General features: G+C 66.5%; 25 protein-coding genes. 4 read left to right on the plus strand and 21 right to left on the minus strand.

All coding sequences use genetic code 11. The features are described from left to right. From HBE64_RS19555 to secY, 6 genes are all read right to left on the minus strand, one after another. On the minus strand, nucleotides 1-498 hold the full coding sequence (locus tag HBE64_RS19555; protein WP_167105888.1) for a MarR family winged helix-turn-helix transcriptional regulator: 498 nt from the start codon (nucleotides 496-498) through the stop codon (nucleotides 1-3). A gap of 27 nt (nucleotides 499-525) precedes the next feature. Then, nucleotides 526-1,239 (minus strand): anti-sigma factor, encoded by a 714-nt coding sequence (locus HBE64_RS19560; RefSeq protein ID WP_167105891.1) that lies wholly within the window; start codon nucleotides 1,237-1,239, stop codon nucleotides 526-528. Then, nucleotides 1,236-1,751: a sigma-70 family RNA polymerase sigma factor gene (locus HBE64_RS19565; protein ID WP_167105894.1), complete on the minus strand. Its 516-nt coding sequence runs from the start codon at nucleotides 1,749-1,751 to the stop codon at nucleotides 1,236-1,238. Before HBE64_RS19565 ends, HBE64_RS19560 begins: the two co-directional genes overlap by 4 nt. 70 nt (nucleotides 1,752-1,821) lie before the next feature. Continuing rightward, nucleotides 1,822-2,619, minus strand: coding sequence for a type I methionyl aminopeptidase (gene map / locus HBE64_RS19570; RefSeq protein ID WP_167105897.1), 798 nt, complete (start codon nucleotides 2,617-2,619; stop codon nucleotides 1,822-1,824). 6 nt (nucleotides 2,620-2,625) lie between these two features. After that, nucleotides 2,626-3,171 (minus strand): adenylate kinase, encoded by a 546-nt coding sequence (locus HBE64_RS19575; protein WP_167105900.1) that lies wholly within the window; start codon nucleotides 3,169-3,171, stop codon nucleotides 2,626-2,628. Next, on the minus strand, nucleotides 3,168-4,493 hold the full coding sequence (gene secY / locus HBE64_RS19580) for a preprotein translocase subunit SecY (RefSeq protein WP_167105903.1): 1,326 nt from the start codon (nucleotides 4,491-4,493) through the stop codon (nucleotides 3,168-3,170). Before secY ends, HBE64_RS19575 begins: the two co-directional genes overlap by 4 nt. A gap of 294 nt (nucleotides 4,494-4,787) precedes the next feature. On the opposite strand from secY, the gene HBE64_RS19585 reads away from it, so the two are divergent. From HBE64_RS19585 to HBE64_RS19595, 3 genes are read left to right on the plus strand one after another with little or no spacing between them, the layout of a single operon-like run. Beyond that, nucleotides 4,788-5,768 carry a class I SAM-dependent methyltransferase gene (locus tag HBE64_RS19585; protein ID WP_167105907.1) on the plus strand — a complete coding sequence of 327 codons (981 nt, stop codon included), beginning with the start codon at nucleotides 4,788-4,790 and terminating at the stop codon, nucleotides 5,766-5,768. Continuing rightward, on the plus strand, nucleotides 5,765-6,670 hold the full coding sequence (locus HBE64_RS19590) for a class I SAM-dependent methyltransferase (RefSeq protein WP_167105910.1): 906 nt from the start codon (nucleotides 5,765-5,767) through the stop codon (nucleotides 6,668-6,670). Before HBE64_RS19585 ends, HBE64_RS19590 begins: the two co-directional genes overlap by 4 nt. Before the next feature lie 6 nt (nucleotides 6,671-6,676). Further along, a complete protein-coding gene (locus HBE64_RS19595) occupies nucleotides 6,677-7,588 on the plus strand; it encodes a class I SAM-dependent methyltransferase (protein WP_167105913.1) in 912 nt (303 codons plus the stop codon). 26 nt (nucleotides 7,589-7,614) lie between these two features. On the opposite strand, the gene HBE64_RS19600 is transcribed toward HBE64_RS19595, so the two are convergent. Continuing rightward, on the minus strand, nucleotides 7,615-9,177 hold the full coding sequence (locus HBE64_RS19600) for an LCP family protein (RefSeq protein WP_371744015.1): 1,563 nt from the start codon (nucleotides 9,175-9,177) through the stop codon (nucleotides 7,615-7,617). A 237-nt stretch (nucleotides 9,178-9,414) separates the two neighbouring features. Next, nucleotides 9,415-11,202 (minus strand): signal peptide peptidase SppA, encoded by a 1,788-nt coding sequence (gene sppA, locus HBE64_RS19605; protein ID WP_167105919.1) that lies wholly within the window; start codon nucleotides 11,200-11,202, stop codon nucleotides 9,415-9,417. 613 nt (nucleotides 11,203-11,815) lie between these two features. Here sppA and HBE64_RS19610 point away from each other — a divergent pair. Further along, nucleotides 11,816-13,471 carry a hypothetical protein gene (locus HBE64_RS19610; protein ID WP_167105922.1) on the plus strand — a complete coding sequence of 552 codons (1,656 nt, stop codon included), beginning with the start codon at nucleotides 11,816-11,818 and terminating at the stop codon, nucleotides 13,469-13,471. A 57-nt stretch (nucleotides 13,472-13,528) separates the two neighbouring features. On the opposite strand, the gene rplO is transcribed toward HBE64_RS19610, so the two are convergent. The 13 genes from rplO to HBE64_RS19675 form a co-directional block, all read right to left on the minus strand. Next, nucleotides 13,529-13,972, minus strand: coding sequence for a 50S ribosomal protein L15 (gene rplO / locus HBE64_RS19615; RefSeq protein ID WP_167105925.1), 444 nt, complete (start codon nucleotides 13,970-13,972; stop codon nucleotides 13,529-13,531). After that, nucleotides 13,969-14,151 carry a 50S ribosomal protein L30 gene (gene rpmD, locus HBE64_RS19620; RefSeq protein ID WP_167105928.1) on the minus strand — a complete coding sequence of 61 codons (183 nt, stop codon included), beginning with the start codon at nucleotides 14,149-14,151 and terminating at the stop codon, nucleotides 13,969-13,971. Before rpmD ends, rplO begins: the two co-directional genes overlap by 4 nt. 2 nt (nucleotides 14,152-14,153) lie before the next feature. Next, nucleotides 14,154-14,867 (minus strand): 30S ribosomal protein S5, encoded by a 714-nt coding sequence (gene rpsE, locus HBE64_RS19625; protein WP_371744205.1) that lies wholly within the window; start codon nucleotides 14,865-14,867, stop codon nucleotides 14,154-14,156. A gap of 61 nt (nucleotides 14,868-14,928) precedes the next feature. After that, nucleotides 14,929-15,336, minus strand: a complete 408-nt coding sequence (rplR, locus tag HBE64_RS19630) for a 50S ribosomal protein L18 (protein WP_167105934.1) — start codon at nucleotides 15,334-15,336, stop codon at nucleotides 14,929-14,931. A gap of 3 nt (nucleotides 15,337-15,339) precedes the next feature. Further along, nucleotides 15,340-15,879 carry a 50S ribosomal protein L6 gene (gene rplF, locus HBE64_RS19635; protein ID WP_167105937.1) on the minus strand — a complete coding sequence of 180 codons (540 nt, stop codon included), beginning with the start codon at nucleotides 15,877-15,879 and terminating at the stop codon, nucleotides 15,340-15,342. Between the two features lie 21 nt (nucleotides 15,880-15,900). Then, entirely contained in the window at nucleotides 15,901-16,299 is a 399-nt protein-coding gene (rpsH, locus tag HBE64_RS19640) for a 30S ribosomal protein S8 (protein WP_167105940.1), read from the minus strand. Nucleotides 16,300-16,380: 81 nt separating this feature from the next. Then, complete coding sequence (locus HBE64_RS19645; protein WP_047329118.1) at nucleotides 16,381-16,566, minus strand: type Z 30S ribosomal protein S14; 186 nt, start codon at nucleotides 16,564-16,566, stop codon at nucleotides 16,381-16,383. A 4-nt stretch (nucleotides 16,567-16,570) separates the two neighbouring features. Beyond that, entirely contained in the window at nucleotides 16,571-17,134 is a 564-nt protein-coding gene (gene rplE / locus HBE64_RS19650) for a 50S ribosomal protein L5 (protein ID WP_167105943.1), read from the minus strand. A 2-nt stretch (nucleotides 17,135-17,136) separates the two neighbouring features. After that, nucleotides 17,137-17,454 carry a 50S ribosomal protein L24 gene (gene rplX / locus HBE64_RS19655; RefSeq protein ID WP_167105947.1) on the minus strand — a complete coding sequence of 106 codons (318 nt, stop codon included), beginning with the start codon at nucleotides 17,452-17,454 and terminating at the stop codon, nucleotides 17,137-17,139. Continuing rightward, nucleotides 17,455-17,823, minus strand: coding sequence for a 50S ribosomal protein L14 (rplN, locus tag HBE64_RS19660; RefSeq protein WP_029106885.1), 369 nt, complete (start codon nucleotides 17,821-17,823; stop codon nucleotides 17,455-17,457). Between the two features lie 214 nt (nucleotides 17,824-18,037). Next, nucleotides 18,038-18,919 carry a formylglycine-generating enzyme family protein gene (locus tag HBE64_RS19665; RefSeq protein ID WP_371744016.1) on the minus strand — a complete coding sequence of 294 codons (882 nt, stop codon included), beginning with the start codon at nucleotides 18,917-18,919 and terminating at the stop codon, nucleotides 18,038-18,040. Between the two features lies 1 nt (nucleotide 18,920). After that, nucleotides 18,921-19,628, minus strand: a complete 708-nt coding sequence (locus HBE64_RS19670) for a hypothetical protein (RefSeq protein WP_167105953.1) — start codon at nucleotides 19,626-19,628, stop codon at nucleotides 18,921-18,923. 21 nt (nucleotides 19,629-19,649) lie between these two features. After that, complete coding sequence (locus HBE64_RS19675) at nucleotides 19,650-21,998, minus strand: arylsulfatase (protein ID WP_167105956.1); 2,349 nt, start codon at nucleotides 21,996-21,998, stop codon at nucleotides 19,650-19,652. Nucleotides 21,999-22,033: the final 35 nt, after the last annotated feature.

Raw genomic sequence — 22,033 nt, forward strand, 5'->3', positions numbered from 1 at the left:
CTAGAAGTCGCCGGCGTGGTGGCGCAGTGTCTCGATCGAGGACACCAGCGCCTGTGCCTGCTGCGGCGACATCCCGATCTCGGCGAACACCTGCTCATTGAGCGTCGCAGTGGCGTCCTCCACCGTCGAGCGCCCGAGGTCGGTGATCTCGACCAGCGTGGTGCGCCCGTCGGTCGGATGGGGCACCCGCTTGACCAGCCCGTCGGCCTCCAACCGGCGGATGGCGTGGGTGACGCTGGTGACGTGGACCTGCAGGCGGTCGGAGGCCTTGGTGATCGGCAGCGCGCCGGTGCGGCTGAAGGCCAGCAGCCGCAGCAACTCGAAGCGCGAGAAGCTCAGGTCGTAGGGTCGCAGCGCGGTCTCTACACGAGCCAGCAGAATCTGGTGTGCCCGCATCACCGAGGTGACCGCGACCATGCCTTCGGCCACCTCACCCCAACCGGCCCGCTCCCAGTTGGCACGCGCCGCGGCAATCGGATCCCGCTTTTCGGCTGGCATCCGCCAATAGTGCCTTACGCCCGCGGCCTACAGGCTGCGCTGTAACAGCACATCCCCGGTGTCGGCCGACACCACCTGCACCGCGGCGATCTCACCGAGCGGCATCGAAGTGCTCCCCGACGGGGAGGCGGTCGCGCCCTGCACGGCCATCCAGGTCGCCAGTTGCACCCGGGTGCCGTCGCGCCCGACCGCGTACATCGCCAGCTTGTCGCCCCCGTCTGCCACGCGAGCCCCCGGTTCGTCGCGGTAGGTACACGTCATCTCCACGTGGGTGCCCCACCCCTCGCTGCGGAGCACCACCGTGGCGTCGAAATCCGACGGGGTCGCTGTCGGCGTCATGTTGAGCGCGACCGCACTGCTGCCCGCGTCGTTCGGGGTCACCCCAAGCTGGACGGGACTGATCGCCAGAATCATCCCCACGACCAGGACGGCGGCAGCGGCCACCCCTACCGTCCAGGTGACCCAACGGGCCCGGCGGCGACGACTGCGGACCTTGAACAGCACCTCGTCGAGGAGTTCAGCGCGGATCGGCGGCGGCTCCAGACCACCCTCGTCGATCGAGGCGACCTCGTCCGGGCCGAGCATCGCCAGCAGTGCGGGCATTCCGCTGAGCTCGGACACCCCCGAGCGGCACGGGGCGCATCCGCTCAGATGCGCCTCGTACTCCCGGCGTTCGCTACTCGACAGCGAGCCCAGCACGTAGGCGGCATCCCACATCTCATACGGGTCGCGATCGATCATCTGGTCACCCCCATCTCCTGCAACGTCAGCCTCAGCGTGCGTACCGCATAGTGCAGCCGCGATTTGACCGTCCCCTCGGCGATCTGCAGGTCCGCTGCGATCTGCGCGGTGGTCCAGCCCAGGTAGTAAGACCGGCGGATCACGGCGCGGTGATCGGCGGACAGCTGGGCCAGCGCGTCGCCGAGCAGCAGCCGGTCCAGCGCGGCGTTGACCTCGTCGGGGCCCGCGCGGTCCGGGGCGCCGGGAGTGTCCAGCGAGTCGGTCTCCTTGCGGAAACGCGCACTGCGGCGTTCGTCGATGATCATGTTGCGCGCGACGGTGAACAGCCACGCCCGCGCGGAGCGGTCGGCCTCGTCGACGACCTCCGGGTGCTGCCAGGCACGCAGCAGCGTCTCCTGGACCACGTCCTCGGCGCGCACCGGATCCCCGGTGAGGCGCACCGCATACCGCCACAGCGCTGCCGCGTGGTCACGGTAGAGCACCCGCATCAGCGCAGCTTCCGAATCATCCATCGCCGACCTCCCAGATGAGACACGAGACCCGGCAGTGTCTGGTTCACCCGTGGATGTCGGTCTCGGCGAACTAGGCCGTGAGGATGCGGGGACCGTCGTCGGTCACGGCGACGGTGTGCTCCCAGTGGGCCGCACGCGTGCCGTCGGCGGTGACGACGGTCCATTCGTCGGCCAGCACCCGGGTCTTGGTGGTGCCCAGGGTGAGCATCGGTTCGATCGCCAGCACCGAACCCACGACAAGGTGCGGACCGCGGCCGGGTTGGCCCTCGTTGGGCAGGAACGGATCCATGTGCATCTGCCTGCCGATTCCGTGCCCGCCGTAGCCCTCGACGATGCCGAACCGGCGGCCGAACGCCTTCTCGGCGGCTCTGGTGCCGGTCTCGATGGCGTGCGAGACGTCGGTGAGGCGGTTTCCGGGGATCATCGCCGCGATACCGGCCTCCATCGACTGCTTGGTGGCCGCCGAGAGTGCCTCGTCGATCGCGATCAGCGGGCCGACACCGAAGGTGATCGCCGCGTCGCCGTGCCAGCCGTCGAGGATCGCGCCGCAGTCGATGGACACCAGGTCCCCGGAGGCCAGTGTCTCCTCAGCGGTGGGGATGCCGTGCACAACGCGGTCGTTGACCGACGAACAGATGCTCGCGGGATAGCCGTGGTAGCCCAGGAACGACGGGATGGCGCCGGCTTGGCGGATCACCGTCTCGGCGGCGTCGTCGAGTTCCTTGGTGGAGACTCCCGCCGCGGCGGCCTCCCGGACCGCACGCAGCGCAGCCGCCACAATGGCGCCCGCAGCTGCCATGGCGTCCAGCTCGCCGGGCGTACGGGCGGGCACAGTCCTGCGGTGGCGCAGTCCGGGCAGGGAGACCATCGAGGTTCAGCGACCGAGTGCGTGCAGCGCCCGCGCGAAGACCTCGTCGAGGGAGCCGACGGCGTCGACGGTCTTGAGCTCGCCCTGGTAGTAGTCCAGCAGGGGGGCCGTCTCGTCGCGGTAGACCTTGAACCGGTTGCGGATGACGTCTTCGGTGTCATCGGCGCGGCCGCGGCCCTTGAGCCGCTCGACCAGTTCGTCCTCGGGAACCCGGAACTCCACCACGGCATCGAGCTTGAGGTTGCGTCGCTCGAGCATGTCGTGCAGCGCCTCGGCCTGCTCCACCGAGCGCGGGAAGCCGTCGAGGATGAAGCCGCCGGCCACATCGGCGTCGTTGAGCCGATCGTCGACGAGCGAATTGGTCAGCGTCGCCGGAACGAGGTCGCCGGCGTCGAGGTACTTCTTGGCCTCGATACCCAGCTCAGTGCCGGTACTGATGTTATGCCGGAATAGATCACCGGTGGAGATCTGCGGGATTCCGAGCTTGTCCGCCAGCTTGACCGCCTGCGTTCCTTTGCCCGCGCCGGGCGGTCCAAGCAAAACGATTCTCACTTCAGGAACCCTTCGTAGTTGCGCTGCATGAGCTGGCTCTCGATCTGTTTGACGGTATCCAAACCGACGCCAATCATGATCAGAACCGCTGTGCCGCCGAACGGCAAGTTCTGGACGCCGCCGCCGTTGCCCATCTGCAGGAACACGTTGGGCAGAACCGCGATCACGCCGAGGTAGATCGAGCCGGGAAGGGTGATCCGGTTCAACACGTAGCGCAGGTAGTCGGCGGTGGGCTTACCCGGCCGGATGCCGGGGATGAAGCCGCCGAACTTCTTCATTTCGTCGGCACGTTCGTCGGGGTTGAACGTGATCGAGACGTAGAAGTAGGTGAAGAAGATGATCAAGCCGAAGTAGATCCCGATGTAGACCGGGTCGGCCGGGTTGGTCAGGTAGTTCGCGACGAAGCGGTCCCACCAGTTGTTGCCCGGCGTCTTGCGGCCGCTCTGGATCAGCTGGGTGATCAGGTGCGGGATGTAGATCAGCGACGAGGCGAAAATGACCGGGATAACGCCGGCCTGGTTGACCTTCAGCGGGAGGTAGGTCGACGTGCCGCCGTACATCCGGCGGCCGACCATCCGCTTGGCGTACTGCACCGGGATACGTCGCTGACCCTGCTCGACGAACACCACGCCGATGATGATCAGCAGCGCGGCCGCACACACGGCGGTGAAGACCAGGCCGCCGCGGCTGTCCAGGATGGACTTGCCCTCGGCCGGGATGCGCGCGGCGATGCCGGCGAAGATGAGCAGCGACATGCCGTTGCCGACGCCGCGCTCGGTGACCAGCTCGCCCATCCACATGACCAGCGCCGCGCCGGCGGTCATGACCATCACGATGATCACCAAGGAGAAGATGCTCGTGCTCTGGAGGATGTCCAGCGTGCAGCCCTGCAGCAGCCCGCCGTTGGCGGCCAGCGCCACGATGCTGGTGGCCTGCAGGATCGCCAGGGCGATCGCCAGATAACGCGTGTACTGCGTCATCTTGGCCTGACCGGCCTGACCTTCCTTGCGCAACTGTTCGAAGCGCGGAATAACCACCGTCAGCAGCTGCACGATGATGCTCGCGGTGATGTACGGCATGACGCCCACCGCGAACACCGTCAACTGCAGCAGCGCGCCGCCGGAGAACAGGTTGATCAGCGAGTAGATCTGCGCGCCACTTCCGCCGCTGACCTGCTCGATGCACTGGTGGACGTTCTTGTAGTTGACCCCTGGTGAGGGCAGCGATGCGCCAACCCGGTACAGGATGACAATGCCCAGGGTGAACAGGATCTTTCGCCTCAGGTCGACTGTCCGCAGCGATGAGATGAAAGCCGAGAGCACTCTTCCTCCTGGGCAGCCGGACGGAATGTCACAGCGTGCCAATGGGGCTGGGCTGGCCAGCGGTTGGGTAATCCTGCCTTGCGGCGATCGCCGCCAGCTTTTAAGCCTGCAACACCGCGCGCTCAAACAGTCTACGAGAGTAACAGTTGGCGCAGGCAGGACGGCAATCCATGCAACCGCGCCGCGGCCAGGCCCCGCCCCGGCCCTGCTCACAGCCGACAGTCAGTCGGCGGGGCGTACAGTCGCTAGTGGTTATATCGGCTAACTACAAGTCGTACCAGTGAGGTTTAGACGATGACGCGCACCGACAACGACACGTGGGACCTGGCCACCAGCGTGGGAGCCACCGCCACCCTGGTGGCGGCGGCCCGGGCCGCCGCATCCAGCGAAGCGCAGCCACTGATCGCCGACCCCTACGCCGAACCCCTGGTTCGGGCGGTAGGCGTGGACTTCTTCACCCGGATGGCCGGCGGCGACCTGCCCACACTCGATTCGCAGGCCGCCATGGGCGTCACCCGGATGACCGACAACATGGCGGTCCGGACCAAGTTCTTCGACGAGTTCTTCCTCCGGGCCACCGGAGCCGCTGGGCCGGCGACATCGGGCACCGGAGCCGCTGGGCCGGCGACATCAGGCTCAGCAGAGGGTGTGCGCCAGGCGGTGATCCTGGCCTCCGGCCTGGACTCCCGGGCCTACCGGCTGAACTGGCCGACTGGAATGACCGTCTTCGAGATCGACCAACCCGACGTCATCGCGTTCAAGACGACCACCCTGGCTGATCTGGGCGCGATACCGACCTGCGAGCGCAGGCCCGTGGCGATCGACCTGCGTGACGACTGGGCTGCTGCCCTGCAGGACGCGGGCTTCGACCCGACAGCACCCACCGCGTGGAGTGCGGAAGGCCTGCTTGGCTACCTGCCCCCCGACGCCCAGGACCGGCTCCTCGACACCGTCACGGCACTGTCGGCCCCCGGCAGCCGGGTGGCGATCGATTGCGCGCCGCCGTCGGACCCGGGCACCGAGCAGGAGTCGCGGGAACGGATGAAGACCGTCTCGGAGCACTGGCGCGAGCAGGGATTCGACCTGGACTTCAGCGAGCTGGTGTACCTCGGCGAGCGCAACGAGGCGGGCGCGTATCTGAGCGGGCATGGCTGGCTGGTGCGGAGCACGTCGATCAACGACCTGCTCTCCGCGTCCGGACGCGAGACCTTCGACGACGACGAGCCGATGGGCAAGTTGACCTACCTCGACGCCACCCTGGGCGGTGTCCGATGACCCGCAGCGACGGCGACTCCTGGGATCTGGCCACCAGCGTCGGCACCACTGCCACGATGGTCGCGGCGGCCCGCGCGGTGGCCAGCCGCGAAGACAACGCCCTCATCGACGACCCGTTCGCGGCCCCACTGGTCCGCGCGGTTGGCATCGACCTGTTCACCAAGATGGTCGACGGCGATATCGACCTGGCCGCCGTCGACACCGAGGGCACCGCACGGGTGATGACCGACGTGATGGCGGTGCGGACCCGCTTCTTCGACGACTTCTTCCTCGAAGCAGCCTCGGCCGGAGTGCGACAGATCGTCATCCTGGCCTCCGGCCTGGACTCCCGGTCCTACCGACTGGATTGGCCGGCGGGCACGGTGGTCTACGAGATCGACCAGGCGAAAGTCATCGAGTTCAAGACCCAGACGCTGGCTGCCCTCGGCGCCTCCCCCACCGCCGAGCTCCGCACGGTGAGTGTCGACCTGCGCGAGGATTGGCCGGCAGCCCTGCGGGCCCACGGTTTCGACGACACGAAACCGACGGCATGGAGCGCCGAGGGACTGCTGGCGTACCTGCCGCCGGACGCCCAGGATCGGTTGTTCGACAACATCACCGCGTTGTCGGCGCCGGGCAGCCGCCTGGCCACCGAGTACCACCGCGACGGCGGTGCCAGCCTGGCCGACCGGTCGACGGCGATCAGCAGCCGCTGGCGCGACCTCGGGCTGGACCTGAACATGGCCGACCTGTTCTACACCGGCGAACGCAACTCCGTCGTCGACTATCTCGATGAGCGGGGCTGGGAGGTCACTGCCCGCACCCGTCCGGAGATGTTCGCACTCCACGGGCGTGAGTTCCCCGCCGGCGACCTGAGCTCAACGCTTCGCAATTCGTTGTCCGTCACAGCAATCCGAAAGTAGCCCGCGATGATCCGCACCGATGACGACTCGTGGGACCTGCGATCCAGCGTCGGGGCCACCGCGACGATGGTGGCCGCAGGCCGGGCGATGGCCACCAAGGATCCGCGCCACCTGATCGACGACCCGTTCGCCGAACCGCTGGTGCGCGCCGTGGGTCTGGACTTCTTCGTCAAGATGATCGACGGCGAGCTCGACACCTCGCCGTTCGGTGATGTCACGCCCGAGCGGGTTCAGGCGATGATCGCCGGAATGGCGATGCGCACCAGGTTCTTCGACGAGTACTTCGTCTCGGCGGTGGGCACCGGCATCCGCCAAGCGGTGATCCTGGCCGCCGGATTGGATTCGCGCGCCTACCGGCTGCCGTGGCCCGCGGAGTCAGTGATCTATGAGATCGACCAACCCGAGGTGATCGAGTTCAAGGCCGGAGTGCTCGACGACCTCGGCGCACAGCCGATCGCGGAGCTGCGCAGCGTCGGCATCGACCTGCGGGAGGACTGGCCCACCGAACTTGCCGCCGCCGGTTTCGACGCCTCGGCTCCCACAGCCTGGCTGGCCGAGGGATTGCTGATCTATCTACCGCCCGACGCCCAGGACAGACTGTTTGCCACCATCACCGCACTCAGCGCCCCGGGCAGCGCGGTCGCCACCGAATACGTGCCCGGAATCATGGATTTCGACGTCGACAAGGCCCGCGAGATGGCTGCCAACATGCGCCAGCAAGGGTTCGACCTCGACATGCCGTCGCTGGTCTATCCCGGCCCACGCAGCCACGTCATGGACCATCTGCGCGGCAAGGGCTGGGATGTGACCGGGGTGCCGGGTGATGAACTGTTCCGGCGCAACGGATTACAGCCGCCCGACCGCGACGGGTACGACCCGCTCGGCGAGATCGTCTACGTCAGCGCCACATTGAGCTGATACCGAGATACCGAGGCCTTACAGCACTACTTGACGCAAGGCACCGACTCCCCGGTCATGTGACTGAGGTCGGTGGGCGCCGGCGACGCGGCACCGGTAGCCGTGGCAGACACCGTGGCAACCGTGCTGGTGGTCGGTGCCGCCGAATCACCGCCGGCACTGTCGCCGAGGTACTCCCCAGCCGGGAAGTCGCCCCCCACGGTGAGTTTCACCTGGCTCGCCGGAAGTGCGTCATTGCCATTGGCGGACAGATTGAGCTGCGCGGCAAGCGCCTTACCGGCGATGTCGGCCCCGGGCCCGTACTCCACATCGCTGGTGGCCGAGGTGCCCGCCGCAGTGCTGGTTCTGCCCTGCTGGAAACCGTTGGCGCTGAACGTCTTTTCGAGTTGAGACGCGAGGCCGTCGCGAGCGGTGGCATTCACCACGTCCAAGACGGCACCGGTGCCATACATCGGATCGGCCGCCGGCACCGGCGTCGCCGCCGCGGTCGAGGGTGCCGGATCGCCAGAGAACAGGTCCCGCACGATCGAGCGCACCGCCGGCACGTCGATCAGATTGACGTCCTCTCCGGCCGGGTCCTGACCGAACCCGGTGATCGGCAATGTGTACAGCGCGGGTGCGTGGGACGCCATCGTCGATGCCCGCTGCGCGAATGCGCCCAGGTCCAGACCGGCGTCGACCGCAACGTTCTGTTTGGTGACGTCGAGCAGCTTGTTCAAGGCCAGCGGGTTGTCGAGATCTCCGTTGTGGCGCAGGGCGCTGACCAGCGAGACCAGGAATGCCTGCTGGCGGCGGGTACGGTCCATGTCGGTGAAGTCGGCGTTGCTGACATCGCGCCGCTGACGCACGAACGCCATCGCCTGCGCCGCATCGATCTGCTGCACCCCTTGATGAAAGTCGGCTCCGGAGAAATCGTCGGCGGTGTCCTCATTAAGGCACACCGTGATCGGCGCGACCGCCTTGGCGATCTCGAAGAAGGCTCCCAACGTCACCTCCACGAAGTGATCGATGGGGACATTCAACAGCTGCTGGACCGTCGCGATTTCGGCCTTACGTCCCGCTTCGCGCCCACGCTGCTCCTTGGCCTGCGGATCAAGCGAGTTGTTCAGCGCATCGTCGGCGCCGATGACCTCCAGCGCGTGCTGGTAAGCCAGGCCGTAGGCCTGTTTGATCTTGCCCTGGCAGACCCCCGTCGGGCAGTCTGCGAGATCGACATAGTCGTCGCGGGGGATCGAGATCGCTACGGGAGCACCGTCGGCGGGGAGGTGAACCAGGATCAGGACATTGGCGTTGTATCCACCGACCGTCTCGTCGCCGGCGTGCAGCGCGTCGTAGACGTCCTGAGGTAGCGGCTGCCCGTGCTCGTCGAGTCTGCTGTCCAGCCCCATGACGAGAATGTTCTGCGCGCCTTGGCCCGACGAGGTACCCCCGAGCAGCGCCTCCGACGTGATGATCCCGCCCAGCGCCCGGTGCACACCCAACCACCCGATGCCAGTCACCGCGACGGAAGCCGCGGCCGCCAGGGCACCCAACGACCGTACCGCCGCGCGCCGACCCCTCCGTGGGGACTGCACATCGGGTGTCGTCACCGACACTGGTACACCCTGATCAGTACCGGAGCTCGCCGCATAGCTGAGCAGCATGATTGGCCGGTGGCGGCAAACGACAGCGCCACGCCGGGACGCACAGCATGTCTCAAGCTAGGCCAACGTCCGGCAGGGACGGGACGACCAGCGTGAATCGGCTGTCGCCGACCCACAGCATCTGGCAAGGCGTCCGGGGCGGTGGGGCACGGTGTCAACCCTGGCCTCGCCGCTCCGGTCGGGTCAGAACCGGCTGTTCCCGATCCACAGCACACTGCTTCCGGCCAGCACCCGTTCACCGTGTTCGACCACTCCCCTGATCGTCTGGCTGAGCAGTGCCGCGGTGGCCTCCGGTAGCGACGCCGCCACCGGCTGAGAAGAAGCCTTGGGGCGCAGGAAGTCTCGCAGCGACGAGCCGGGCAGCCGCGCGAGCTCGATTTCGGCGTCAGGGTTGAGGCCTGCGAGTACCTTCGCACGGCGAACCGCGTCGCGCAGGCCACCGAGTTCGTCGACCAGACCGTGCTCGGCGGCGTCCGCGCCAGTCCACACCCGCCCGCGGGCCACCGCTTCGACCGCCTCGGGAGACATGCCGCGAGCGTCGGCCACGCGCTGCACGAAGTCGGCGTAGAACAGATCGGCCTCGGCCTCCACCAGTGCGTGCTGCTCCTCGGTGAACGGCGCATTGGGCGACCACGCGTCGGCATTGTCATTGGTGCGCACCGAATCCGAGTTGACGCCGAGGCGCTCCTTGAGACCGCGTGCGATCAGCTTGCCGGTCAGCACCCCGATCGAGCCGGTGATGGTCCCCGGGTTGGCGACGATGGCGTCGGCATCCATCGAGATGTAGTAGCCGCCGGATGCAGCCACCGCGCCCATCGACGCGACCACCGGTTTACCCTTGTCCCGCACCCGGGCCACTTCCCGCCAGATCGTCTCCGACCCGGTCACCGATCCGCCCGGGCTGTCGACCCGCAACACCACCGCGGCGACGTTGTCGTCGGCGCCGGCCTGCCGCAGTGCTGCGGCGATGGTGTCCGCACCCGCGCTGGGCCGGCCCAGCGGTGCCAGGTTCGGGCCGCCGCGGCCGCTGACGATCGCACCGGCGACGGTGACCACGGCGATCGTCGGCTTCTTGCGGCCGGGGAGCGACGGGATCGGCGGGGTGTTCTTGCGGGTCTGGGCATAGCGGGACAGGAAGAGCCGGGGCGGCCCGTCTTCGGAGTCGGCGTCACCGGTTTCCGGTGAGATCCCTTCCACACCAGCCAGTTCGGCGATGCGACTGTACGCCTCGTCGCGGAAGCCGATGCGGTCGATGAGGTGGCCGGTGACGGCGTCGTCGCGCAGTAGCGGTGCCCGGTTGGCCAGCTCGTCGACGGCGGCGACGTCGATGCCGCGCGAGTCGGCGATGGCCTGCCACACCTGGGCGTGCAGGCTTTCGATCAGCCGCGAGTCGGCTTCTTTGTGCGCGTCGGTGTAGTGGTCTTCAGTGAAGACGTTCACCGCCGACTTGTACTTTCCGCGGGTGACGAACTGGGCCTCGATACCAGCCTTGTCGAGGGCGTCCCGCAGGAACAGCGCGTTGGTGGCGAAGCCGATCAGCCCGACTGTCCCGGACGGCTGAAGCCACACCTCGGTGAACGCCGAGGCGAGGTAATAGGCCAGCGTGCCCGGGTAGGTCTCGGCCCACGCCAGTGACGGTTTACGCGCGGTGAACGCGGCGATGGCATCCCGCAGTTCCTGGACAGGCCCTGCGGGTGCCGCCGAAAGCTGCACCCGCGCAATCAAACCCGCAACCCGGTCGTCTTCGGCGGCGCGGTGGATCGCGGCGATTGCATCAGCGAGCAGCAGCGGCCTGCCGCCACCGGTGACGAAGGCCAAGGGGTCGAAGCCACCAGTCTCAGGCGGGATCGACTGCAGGTCCAACTCGAGGATCACACCGCTGGCCACGCCGTGATGGCGTGCGGTGTCGACCTTGCGGACCAGTGCACGGAGGTCGTCGGCGCCCGGGAGCGCGGGCAGGAAGGCGAGCATAGTGTCAAGGTTACCGGCGTCGGGCGCGAGCCGGTTTGGGGCGCTCGTTTGGCGAAGCGGTGAAGTGCTCGATCTCGGCACCACAGCTCGACATGGACGGCGAGGGCGGCGAAGCCATTAGACGCAGGCTGAGGAGCACCCGCCAATCTGGTTCGACACCAACGCTCCTCGCGCGACGGCCCCCATCGGCAGGTCCCGCAGAGAATTTACCGATAGCGGTCCACCTGTCGCGTTCCCGCCATTAGCATCAAGAAACCGACACGTGGGTCAATTTGAGTTAGGGGGTCTTTTGATGGTTGCTGCTGCTGCGCGCGAGAAGGATCAACTCGAGGGCGGCGCGCAACGGCCGACTCCCAACTCAAGGATGTGGCTGCACGCAGGAGCGGTGACACTGGGTGTTGGCGCTGCCATGGTGGCCGGCGCCGCCGTCGCATCCGCCGACACCGGATCCTCGTCGGACCCCCACTCATCCACCGATTCGAGTTCAGCCGCATCGACTCCGAAGTCGAACGCAGCAGCGACCGCGACGGCCAAGAGTGGGCGCAAAGTCGCGAACAAGCCCACCGGCTCCGTCCACAGCGACACGGCTGTGAGGTCGTCGACACCAGCACGCGTGGCGACAGCACGTCTTACGCCAAGCGCGAGTTCCCTCTCCGCGGCTTCGACCACCGTCACGGCGGCGGCGCCGCCTTCTGCGCTTGAGACACCGACACCGAACAACCCTCTGCAGGGCCTGGAGGAGTTCGGGCACAACGTCTACCTGACCGTCGCGAACCAGATCTCCGGCGTACAAACCAATTTGGCGGTGCTCGGCGACGACCTGGCCAATGTCTTCGGCATTTCCCGCGTGACCATCACGAACCCGGGGATCTACGGCAATCCGACCCAGAACAAGCAGTACTACGTGCCCATGTCTGATTACGTGTCGGCCGCCCTTGCCACCGTCGCGATGGCCTATGGGCAACTCACCGGCACGGCGCCTGATCTACCGGGCTTCACCACCGCGGCCCTGGACACCGAAAGCCTGGTCTATCCCGGCTTCAAGATCTACCGCGGAGTCGGGACGAATTGGTTCGTCAAATGGACGGACAGCTACGAACTGTTGCAGGACAAGGGCGTTCGCATCATCTCGCGCTCCTACTACGACGATCAGCAGACCAAGGCGATCAATGATCTGGCGGCCGGATTGCAGGATCCGACCAAAGTGATGATCGCGGCGATCAGTGGTCCCGTCGACGGACGCACCGATCCCGGCACGAAAACGGTGGTCGTCACCGGCCTCGACACCACGCGGAACGTCGTGACGATCAATGACCCGACGCAGGCCAACGGCCAGGGCCTGGAGATGACGCTCGACGACTTCACGAGTCAGTGGAGTAGCCAGAAGTTCCAACTCGTCACGGCACAGCAGGCCGCCTCGTCCTCCAATCCCCTTCCCGAACCGGCGACGAAACTGGTGTGGTCGCTACCCGCGCCCAACGAGATCGGCAACGCCCTGGAGGCCGGCCTGAAGAATGTCGCGCTGCTCGTCGTGCATCAAATCGAGGGCGCCCAAGCCAATCTCGGCCAGCTCGCCGATGACCTCGGCTACACCTTCGGGATCAACAATCCCGACATTGCTCCGCCGTCTCCCAACAGCGTCGAGTACGGCAACTACACCAAGAACTATCCGTACTACGTCTACCAAGGCAATTACCCGACCTGCCTTCTCATGGCGACGGCAGCGATTATCGGTCAGATCCGGGGCGGCCCAATGCCAGCCGACCTGGGTCAACAGGTCCTCGACCAGGCGACATCCACCCCCAGCGGCGTATATCCGAACCAGATGATTTTCGAACCCACCGGCACTGGGGAGAACGGGTTGCACTGGGGCACCAATAGCGCCGACGCCGTCAAGCTCCTGAACATGAACGGTGTCAACGCCGACTGGACCACCTACCTCAAAAGCCAGGGCGACGTGGCGATGGACACTATGACCAACGCGCTCAACCAGAACCAGGGTGTGATCGTCGCCCTCGCGAGCAACGTCATCTGGAACGCCTACACACGGAAGTACTTCAACGAGACCAGGGTGCAGCCGGGTGACAACGGCGTGCAGAGCGACCATGCCGTCGTGGTGATCAGCGTCGACATGACCAAGAAGGCGGTCTACATCAACGACAGCGCGCTGCGAAACGGGCAAGGATTCCCCGTGCCACTCGACGAATTCATGAAGGCCTGGCAGTACAGCAACTACTCGCTGATCACCGCCGAGAAGGCCAGCACCTAGGCCCGACAACGGAAAGGCCCCCGCCCTTGCGGCGGGGGCCTTTCCGTGAAACCTAGGTCAGAGCTCGGTGGCCGAGCCGCCCGCTGCGGTGATGGCCTCGCGGGCACTGCCGCTGAACTTGTGCGCGGTCACGTCGACCTTCGCGGTGAGCTTGCCGTCGCCGAGGACCTTGACCAGGACGTTCTTGCGAACCAGGCCCTTGGCCACCAGATCGTCGACGCCGACTGTGCCGCCCTCGGGGAACACCCGGCTGAGGTCACCGAGGTTCACCACGGCGTACTCGGTGCGGAACCGGTTGCGGAAGCCCTTGAGCTTCGGCAGCCGCATGTGGATCGGCATCTGGCCGCCCTCGAAGGTTACCGGCACGTTCTTGCGTGCCTTGGTTCCCTTGGTACCGCGACCGGCGGTCTTGCCCTTGGAGGCCTCACCGCGGCCGACCCGGGTCTTCTTGGTCTTGGACCCCGGGGCCGGCTTCAGGTCGTGCAGCTTGATGACACTCATTTGACTTCCTCAACCTCGACGAGGTGGTGGACAACCTTGATCAGGCCGCGTGTCTGCGGGGTGTCCTCACGGACCACCGACTGCCGGATCTTCTTCAGGCCCAGCGACCGCAGGCTCTCACGCTGGTTCCAGCGTGTGCCGACGGTGCCGCGCACCTGGGTGATCTTCAGTTCTGCCATGGTTATGCGCTTCCCTCACGCGCTGCCGCAGCGGCCAGCGCTTCGCTTTCCCGACGCGCGCGCAGCATGCCGGCCGGCGCGACGTCTTCGATGGGCAGACCGCGCCGGGCGGCCACCTCTTCGGGACGCTGCAGCAGCTTCAGCGCGGCAACGGTGGCGTGAACCACGTTGATCGCGTTATCGCTGCCCAGCGACTTGGCCAGCACGTCATGCACGCCGGCGCATTCCAGCACCGCGCGGCAGGCACCGCCGGCGATGACGCCGGTACCCGGGCTGGCCGGACGCAGCATCACGACACCGGCAGCGGCTTCGCCCTGGACCGGGTGTGTGACGGTGCCGCCGATCAGCGGGACGCGGAAGAAGTTCTTACGAGCTTCCTCGACACCCTTGGCGATCGCGGCGGGCACCTCTTTGGCCTTGCCGTAGCCGACACCGACGAGGCCATGGCCGTCGCCGACGATGACCAGCGCGGTGAAGCTGAACCGGCGACCACCCTTGACCACCTTGGACACGCGGTTGATGGTGACCACACGCTCGATGTAGTTGCTCTTCTCACCGCCGTCGCGTCCACCGCGTCCGCCGCGGTCACCACGATCGTCACGGCGGCCGCGGCCACCGCGGTCGTCACGCCCACCGCGCTGCTCGTCGGTGCGGGTTCCCGCGCTGGGACCGCCGGTGTTGGAGACCGGGGCCTCAGAAGTCTGGTCCGCCATTATGCGGTCCTTCCGTTGTACGTCGTCACATAAATTCCCATGTCGCTTCGCTCCTGCCCGCCGGCTAGAACTTGAGTCCGCTCTCGCGGGCGGCATCGGCGAGCGCCGCGATGCGGCCGCCGTAGGTGTTGCCACCGCGGTCGAACACGACAGCTTCGATGCCGGCGGCCTTGGCACGCTCGGCGATCAGCTGTCCGACGCGCACGCTGTGGGCCTTCTTGTCGCCCTCGACGGCGCGGACGTCGGCCTCGATGGACGACGCAGCGGCCAGCGTGGTGCCGGTGCCGTCGTCGACCAGCTGCACGTGGATATGCCGCGAGGAGCGGTTGACCACGAGGCGCGGCCGTGCGGCGGTGCCGACGACCTTCTTACGCAGCCGGTTGTGCCGCCGGAGGCGCGAAACCCGGCGCGCGGCCGAGACACTCGTGCCGACCGGGGTGCGATCGGTGGCTGCTTTCTGTGCTTGAGCCATGGCTTACTTACCTGTCTTTCCGACCTTGCGGCGGATCTGCTCACCCTCGTAGCGAACGCCCTTGCCCTTATACGGGTCCGGGCGGCGCAGCCGACGGATGTTGGCCGAGATCTGGCCGACCTTCTGCTTGTCGATACCCGAGACCGAGAACTTGGTGGGGGTCTCCACCGCGAAGGTGATGCCCTCCGGGGCCTCGATGACCACGGGGTGGCTGTATCCGAGCGCGAACTCCAGGTTGCTGCCCTTGAGCTGCACGCGGTAGCCGACGCCGAAGATCTCCATCTTGGTGACGTATCCCTCGGTCACTCCGGTCACCAGGTTGGCGACCAGCGTGCGGGACAGACCGTGGAGCGAGCGGCTACGACGTTCGTCGTCGGGCCGGGCCACCACGATCGCACCGTCGTCATTGCGCGACACCGTGATCGGCTCGGCGACCTCCAGTGCGAGCGTGCCCTTGGGGCCCTTGACCGACAGGTTCTGCCCGTCGATCGTCACATCGACACCGGAGGGAACCGGCACCGGCTGCTTTCCAATACGCGACATAGTCCTACTTCTCCTATCCCGCTACCAGACGTACGCGAGGACTTCGCCGCCCACGCCCTGACGGGCTGCCTGGCGGTCGGTGAGCAGGCCCGAGGACGTGGAGATGATCGCCACGCCCAGGCCGCCGAGCACGCGCGGCAGACTGGTGGATTTCGCATAGACCCGCAGGCCGGGCTTGGACACCCGGCGCAGACCGGCGAGGCTTCGCTCCCGGTTGGGGCCGTACTTGAGCTGGACTACCAGCGCCTTACCGACCCGGGCATCCTCGGTGCGGAAGTCGCTGATGTAACCCTCGCGCTTGAGGATCTCGGCGATGTTCGCCTTGATCTTCGAGTGCGGCAGGGTCACCTCGTCGTGATACGCCGAATTGGCGTTGCGCAGACGTGTCAAGAAGTCTGCGATCGGGTCCGTCATAGTCATGACTGGGCCTGTCTACCTTCCTCGCAGCGGTTCCCGGTCGGGCCTGCTGCGCACCTGTTCTTCAAATGGGTCTGGGGGTCTTTACCAGCTGGACTTCTGCACACCGGGCAGTTCGCCGGCGTGCGCCATCTCGCGCAGGCAGATCCGGCACAGGCCGAACTTGCGATACACGGCGTGCGGACGGCCGCACCGGTTGCAGCGGGTGTAGGCCCGCACGGCGAACTTCGGCTTCTTGTTGGCCTTATTGACCAGCGCCTTCTTTGCCATCTGCTCAGTTCTCCTTGAACGGGAAGCCCAGCGCCCGCAGCAGCGCCCGACCTTCGTCGTCGTTCGTCGCCGACGTGACGACGGTGATGTCCATGCCCCGGGGGCGGTCGATGGAGTCCACGTCGATCTCGTGGAACACCGACTGCTCGGCGAGCCCGAAGGTGTAGTTGCCGTGGCCGTCGAACTGCTTGGGCGACAGGCCGCGGAAGTCGCGGATACGCGGCAGGGCGATGGACACCAGGCGGTCGAGGAACTCCCACATCCGGTCGCCGCGCAGGGTCACCCGAGCACCGATCGGCATACCTTCGCGCAGCTTGAACTGGGCGATGGACTTGCGGGCCTTGCGGATCTCCGGCTTCTGGCCGGTGATCAGCGCCAGGTCGTTGACCGCGCCGTTGATCAGCTTCGCGTCGCGGGCGGCGTCACCGACACCCATGTTGACGACGACCTTGACCACGCCGGGGATCTGCATGACGTTGGCGTAGTTGAACTCTTTGTTGAGCGCGTCCTTGATTTCCTCGCGGTAGCGCGCCTTCAGCCGGGGCTGAACTTTTTCCACAGTTGTCATCGTCAGATGTCCTTGCCGTTGCGCTTGGAAACTCGAACGCGCTTGCCGGTTTCCTCGTTGAGGCGGTAGCCGACGCGGGCCGGCTTGCCGTCGGAGTCGACGACCATCACGTTGGAAACGTGGATGGACGCCTCCTGGGTGACGATGCCGCCCGAGGACGCGCCACGCTCGTTGGCCGACTGCGCGGTGTGCTTCTTGATCCGGTTGACGCCCTCGACCAGCACCCGGTTACGCGTTGGGAAAGCCTGCAGCACTTTGCCTTTGGCGCCCTTGTCCTTGCCGGAGATGACCAGGACGGTGTCGCCCTTCTTGACCTTCATTTACAACACCTCCGGGGCCAGCGACACGATCTTCATGAACTTCTTCTCACGCAGCTCGCGCCCGACCGGGCCGAAGATGCGGGTGCCACGCGGGTCGTTGTCGGCCTTGATGATGACCGCGGCGTTCTCGTCGAACTTGATGTAGCTGCCGTCGGCGCGACGACGCTCCTTGACGGTGCGCACCACGACGGCCTTGACGACGTCACCGCGCTTGACGTTGCCACCGGGGATGGCGTCCTTGACGGTCGCCACGATGATGTCGCCGATGCCGGCGTAGCGCCGCGACGAGCCACCCAGCACGCGGATGCACAAGATCTCCTTGGCGCCCGTGTTGTCGGCGACCTTGAGTCGCGATTCCTGCTGAATCACTAGATCTCCTTGGATCTGGTAACTGTGTGCACGGCAAAACCCATCTGGACAGGCCACAAGGAACTTGACGTGCGCGGTCTTTGTCACCGAAGGGGCACGCAGGGCCGACCTGAATCGAGCGAAAATCGAATCCGGCCAGCCGAGGTCTGCCCTAGGCAACCCCTAAATACTAGGTGACGGGCCGCGAAGCTCCAAATCAGCGCAGTTCACGACGTCAGGCGAGGTCGACCACGCAGCGGAAACCGATGTGCGTGGTGGAACTGTCCTGGGACTGCGGCGAGCGCGCGGCGGGCCGGTAGCGGTGGCAGTACTCGGGCGCGCACAGGTGCGAGCCGCCCTTCAATGTCTGGTTGACGCTCGGATCCGGGTCCACCGGCGGCGGGCAGCACGAATTCTGTTGCCCCTGGTGATGCGGGGTGAATCTGGTGGTGGTCCACTCCCAGACGTTGCCGATCATGTCGAGCAGGCCGAACCCGTTGGCCGCGAAGCTGCCCACCGGGGAGGTTCCCGTCCAGCCCAGCGCGCCGTCGTTGCGGTACGGGAAGCGGCCCTGCCAGGTGTTGGCCATCAGGGCGCCGTCGACGGTCGGCTCCTCACCCCAGGCATAGGTGGTGTCGCTTCCGGCGCGCGCCGCGTACTCCCACTCGGCTTCGGTCGGCAGCCGCCGGCCTGCCCACGCCGCGTACGCCGCCGCGTCGGGATAGGCCACCTGCACCACCGGGTGGCTCTCCTTACCTGTGATGTCACTGCCCGCTCCGAACGGCCGGCGCCAGTGCGCGCCCGGCGCCCAGTCCCACCACTGCCGCCAGTCCCGCAGGTTGACCGGGCCCGCTGTGGGCCGGAACACCAGCGCACCGGGCAGCAGGTCGGCTTGGGCGACACCGGGGTAGAGCGCCGGGTCCAGTGGCCGCTCGGCGACGGTGATGTAACCGGTGTCGGCGACGAACTCGGCGAAGGCGGCGTTGGTCACCGGGTGTCGTTCGATCGCGAACGGCGCGACGGTCGCAGTGTGGATCGGCGCCTCTTCAGGATAGAAGCTGACCGAACCCATGCGGAACGATCCGCCGGGCAACTCGACAAGCTCGGTGCGCACCATGTCAGGGTATGACGATGCCGAAGTCGCCGGTCAGTTTGTCAGCTGCGGCATCGAAACCTGTTGCGCCCGAGGGGGCTTCGATATGGATGGCCACCAGGTAGTTCTTCGAGTTGGTCCAGACGTGCACGATCCGGTCCTCGTACTGGATCTGCTCGTCGGGATCGTCAGCCCAGGTACCCATCAGCTTCTGACCGCTGAAGCCGCACAGGTCGGCCGGCAGCAGGCTCAGCGTGCTGATCGGGTACTTGGCCATCAGATCGTCGGAGTACCGGCTGAACGCGGCGGCGGGGTCCAACGGGGTGGCGCTGATCCTGATCTCGGCCTGCATCTCGTCCGGGCCGGCCAGCCGGGCCGCGACGTCGCCGGCGCCGGGACTGGTGGTCCACCCGTCGGGAACGGCGACGGTGATCTTGGGGGCAGCCGGATCGGCTACCGCCGCCGTCGCGGTCGGCCCGGCAAGTGACTGCGGGCAGACCGTCACATTGGGCGCGACCTGTGTACGGCTGGTCTCCAGCACCCCGGGTTCAGAGGACTCGGGGGTATCGGTTTGCGTCGACGAGGCCGACGTCGTCGTGGTTGTGCTCGTGGCCGAGGTGGAGACGGACGACTCGCCGCGCATGGGGCTTCCCGCACTGTCGCGGTCGCAGCCGGCAACAACCGGTACGGCCAGCATCACCACCGCCGAGGCGGCCCACACCAGCCGAGTCACCTGTCCAGTATGACGTGGGCGTCAGTCCCGGGCGAAAGCCGCGGCGAGTTGACGCTCGGCGTCGACGTACGCGGTGCCGGAGACGTCCACGACCACACGGTGGATTCCCCCACCGCTGAACTCGAACGGCGCCCGGTAGGCCGTCGACACCGGCTGCCCCAGGTTGCGGCCGACGCTGACCCCACCGCCGGCGAGCCCGAACGTGAAGGGATGTGCCTTCACCCCCGGCAGTGTCGCCACCGGGGCGCCGTCGACGTAGAGGGTCGCGTCCCCGACGGGCGTGTGGGTGCCCTCCACCCCGGTGCGGGAGTAGCCGACCCCCAGGATGTGGTGGCCGAGCGGCAGCGGATCGGGGGCGATCACCCGCTGCTCCTCTTCGCCGAAGAAGTTGTAGACGAACTGCAACCGCCCGTCGGCGACGAAGAGCACATAGCCGCCGTGGCCGGCGCCCTGCTTGAGCAGCACCCCTTCGACATCAGGGCTGTCGATGGTCACATCGGCCAGCACGGAGAACGAGCGGCCCCCGATCATCACGCAGGCGCCCATCGCCACCGGGGCGGTGTGCGGGTAGTAGATGTAGCTCGACCGGTCGCCGGCCAGGCCCGGCCGCCAGCGCCCAACCATCTCGAAGACGTTGAGGTCCGCCAGGGGCAGACCGTTGTACTTGTGCGCTTCGGCGAACCACAACGCCTTGAGTTCCTCGAGTTTCTCCGGATGCTCGACGGCCAGGTCGTGACACTGACTGCGGTCGGACTCGATGTGGTAGAGCTCCCAGCGATCATCGGCGAAATGCGACCAGCCCGACGGGGCGGCCGGGTGCACGGTGTTGGCGAACCAGCCGTCGTGCCAGATACCCCGGGTGCCCAGCATCGTGTAGAACTGGGTGTCCTTACCGGTATTGGCGTTCGGATCGTCAAGGGCGGCTTTGAAACTCACTCCGTCGAGCGGCTTCTGGGGGATACCCCGGACGGTCTGCGGCGGTTCGATTCCCAACAGCTCGTAAACGGTCGGGGTGATGTCGGCGACGTTGACGTAGTTGTCCCGCACCTCACCGTGGGCTTTGATTCCGTTGGGCCAGGACACTATTGCGGTGTCGGCGATACCGCCCTCATGTGAGGCGTAGCGCTTGTAGAGCTTATATGGCGTGTTGAACGCCATCGCCCACCCGATCGGGTAGTGGTTATACGTTGTGGGAGAACCTAATTCGTCCAGGTATGGCAGGCTCTCCTCGACAGTGTCGATGAAGCCGTTGAAGAACTTGGCTTCGTTGACCGACCCATTGGGACCACCTTCGCCGCTGGCGCCGTTGTCGGAGATCACCACGATGATGGTGTTGTCCAGCTGCCCCGACTCCTCGAGGTAGTCGAGCACCCGGCCGATCTGGGCGTCGGTGTAGGACAGGAAGCCCGCGAACACCTCAGCCATCCTGGCGAACAGCCGTTTCTCGTCGTCCGACAACGAATCCCATGGCCGCACCGTGTCCTGCAGCGGCCACGGTTCGCCATTGGGTCCGGTGACATCGGCGTAGGGATTGACCCCCGACAGTTCGGTGTCCGGCGGCACGATGCCGAGCTTCTTCTGGTTCTCCAGCACGATGTCGCGGTAGCGCTCGTAGCCCATGTCGAATCGGCCGGCGTACTTGTCGGCCCACTCGGTGAAGACGTGGTGCGGGGCGTGACCGGCACCCGGGCACAGATAGGTGAACCACGGCTTGTTTGGCGCCACCATCGTCGAGTCGCGGATGAACTCGATTGTCTTGTCCGCGAGGTCCTTCGACAGGTGATAGCCCTCCTCCGGCGTCGCGGGGGCCTCCACCGGATGGTTGTCGTAGACGAGTTCGGGATACCACTGGTCGGTCTCTCCGCCCATGAATCCGTAGAACCGTTCGAACCCTCGCGACAGCGGCCAATGGCGCCGCGTCGCGGCCAGATTGGACTCCTCGATCGGGGTCAGGTGCCACTTGCCGACGCAGTAGGTGTTCCAGCCACGTTCGGCGAGCACTTCGGAGATCAGTGCGGTGTCTTCGGGGATGCGCCCACTGTTACCCGGGAAACCTTCGGTGAACTCCTCGACCATCGCCATGCCAACCGTCGTTGGGTTGCGTCCAGTCAGCAGCGCGGCCCGTGTCGGCGAGCACAGCGCGGAGGTGTGGAACTGCGAGAACCGGACACCGTGCTCCGCGATCCGCGACATCGCAGGCATGTCCACCAGCCCGCCGAAGCAGTCCCAGGTGGCGATCCCGATGTCGTCCCACACCACGTACAAGACGTTGGGCGCGTTCTCCGGTGCCGTCGGTGCGGCATACGGGCCCCAGTCGGGTTCGGAGTCACGAATGTCGAGTTCGATCTTGCCCTTGAATTCCGCTGCCATCAGCTGCCCCTATCGTCGAGGCGACACTACCTGTG

Origin of the sequence: Mycobacterium sp. DL592 (assembly GCF_011694515.1) — a bacterium.
In the GTDB taxonomy this organism is placed as follows: domain Bacteria; phylum Actinomycetota; class Actinomycetes; order Mycobacteriales; family Mycobacteriaceae; genus Mycobacterium.

Excerpts from the sequence above, each read along its gene's own strand:
- HBE64_RS19555 (WP_167105888.1), bottom strand. The coding sequence starts at position 498 with ATGCCAGCCGAAAAGCGGGATCCGATTGCCGCGGCGCGTGCCAACTGG.
- HBE64_RS19560 (WP_167105891.1), bottom strand. The coding sequence starts at position 1,239 with ATGATCGATCGCGACCCGTATGAGATGTGGGATGCCGCCTACGTGCTG.
- HBE64_RS19565 (WP_167105894.1), bottom strand. The coding sequence starts at position 1,751 with ATGGATGATTCGGAAGCTGCGCTGATGCGGGTGCTCTACCGTGACCAC.
- map (WP_167105897.1), bottom strand. The coding sequence starts at position 2,619 with ATGGTCTCCCTGCCCGGACTGCGCCACCGCAGGACTGTGCCCGCCCGT.
- HBE64_RS19585 (WP_167105907.1), top strand. The coding sequence starts at position 4,788 with ATGACGCGCACCGACAACGACACGTGGGACCTGGCCACCAGCGTGGGA.
- HBE64_RS19590 (WP_167105910.1), top strand. The coding sequence starts at position 5,765 with ATGACCCGCAGCGACGGCGACTCCTGGGATCTGGCCACCAGCGTCGGC.
- HBE64_RS19595 (WP_167105913.1), top strand. The coding sequence starts at position 6,677 with ATGATCCGCACCGATGACGACTCGTGGGACCTGCGATCCAGCGTCGGG.
- sppA (WP_167105919.1), bottom strand. The coding sequence starts at position 11,202 with ATGCTCGCCTTCCTGCCCGCGCTCCCGGGCGCCGACGACCTCCGTGCA.
- rplO (WP_167105925.1), bottom strand. The coding sequence starts at position 13,972 with ATGAGTGTCATCAAGCTGCACGACCTGAAGCCGGCCCCGGGGTCCAAG.
- rpmD (WP_167105928.1), bottom strand. The coding sequence starts at position 14,151 with ATGGCAGAACTGAAGATCACCCAGGTGCGCGGCACCGTCGGCACACGC.
- rplR (WP_167105934.1), bottom strand. The coding sequence starts at position 15,336 with ATGGCTCAAGCACAGAAAGCAGCCACCGATCGCACCCCGGTCGGCACG.
- rplF (WP_167105937.1), bottom strand. The coding sequence starts at position 15,879 with ATGTCGCGTATTGGAAAGCAGCCGGTGCCGGTTCCCTCCGGTGTCGAT.
- rpsH (WP_167105940.1), bottom strand. The coding sequence starts at position 16,299 with ATGACTATGACGGACCCGATCGCAGACTTCTTGACACGTCTGCGCAAC.
- HBE64_RS19645 (WP_047329118.1), bottom strand. The coding sequence starts at position 16,566 with ATGGCAAAGAAGGCGCTGGTCAATAAGGCCAACAAGAAGCCGAAGTTC.
- rplE (WP_167105943.1), bottom strand. The coding sequence starts at position 17,134 with ATGACAACTGTGGAAAAAGTTCAGCCCCGGCTGAAGGCGCGCTACCGC.
- rplX (WP_167105947.1), bottom strand. The coding sequence starts at position 17,454 with ATGAAGGTCAAGAAGGGCGACACCGTCCTGGTCATCTCCGGCAAGGAC.
- HBE64_RS19665 (WP_371744016.1), bottom strand. The coding sequence starts at position 18,919 with ATGGTGCGCACCGAGCTTGTCGAGTTGCCCGGCGGATCGTTCCGCATG.
- HBE64_RS19675 (WP_167105956.1), bottom strand. The coding sequence starts at position 21,998 with ATGGCAGCGGAATTCAAGGGCAAGATCGAACTCGACATTCGTGACTCC.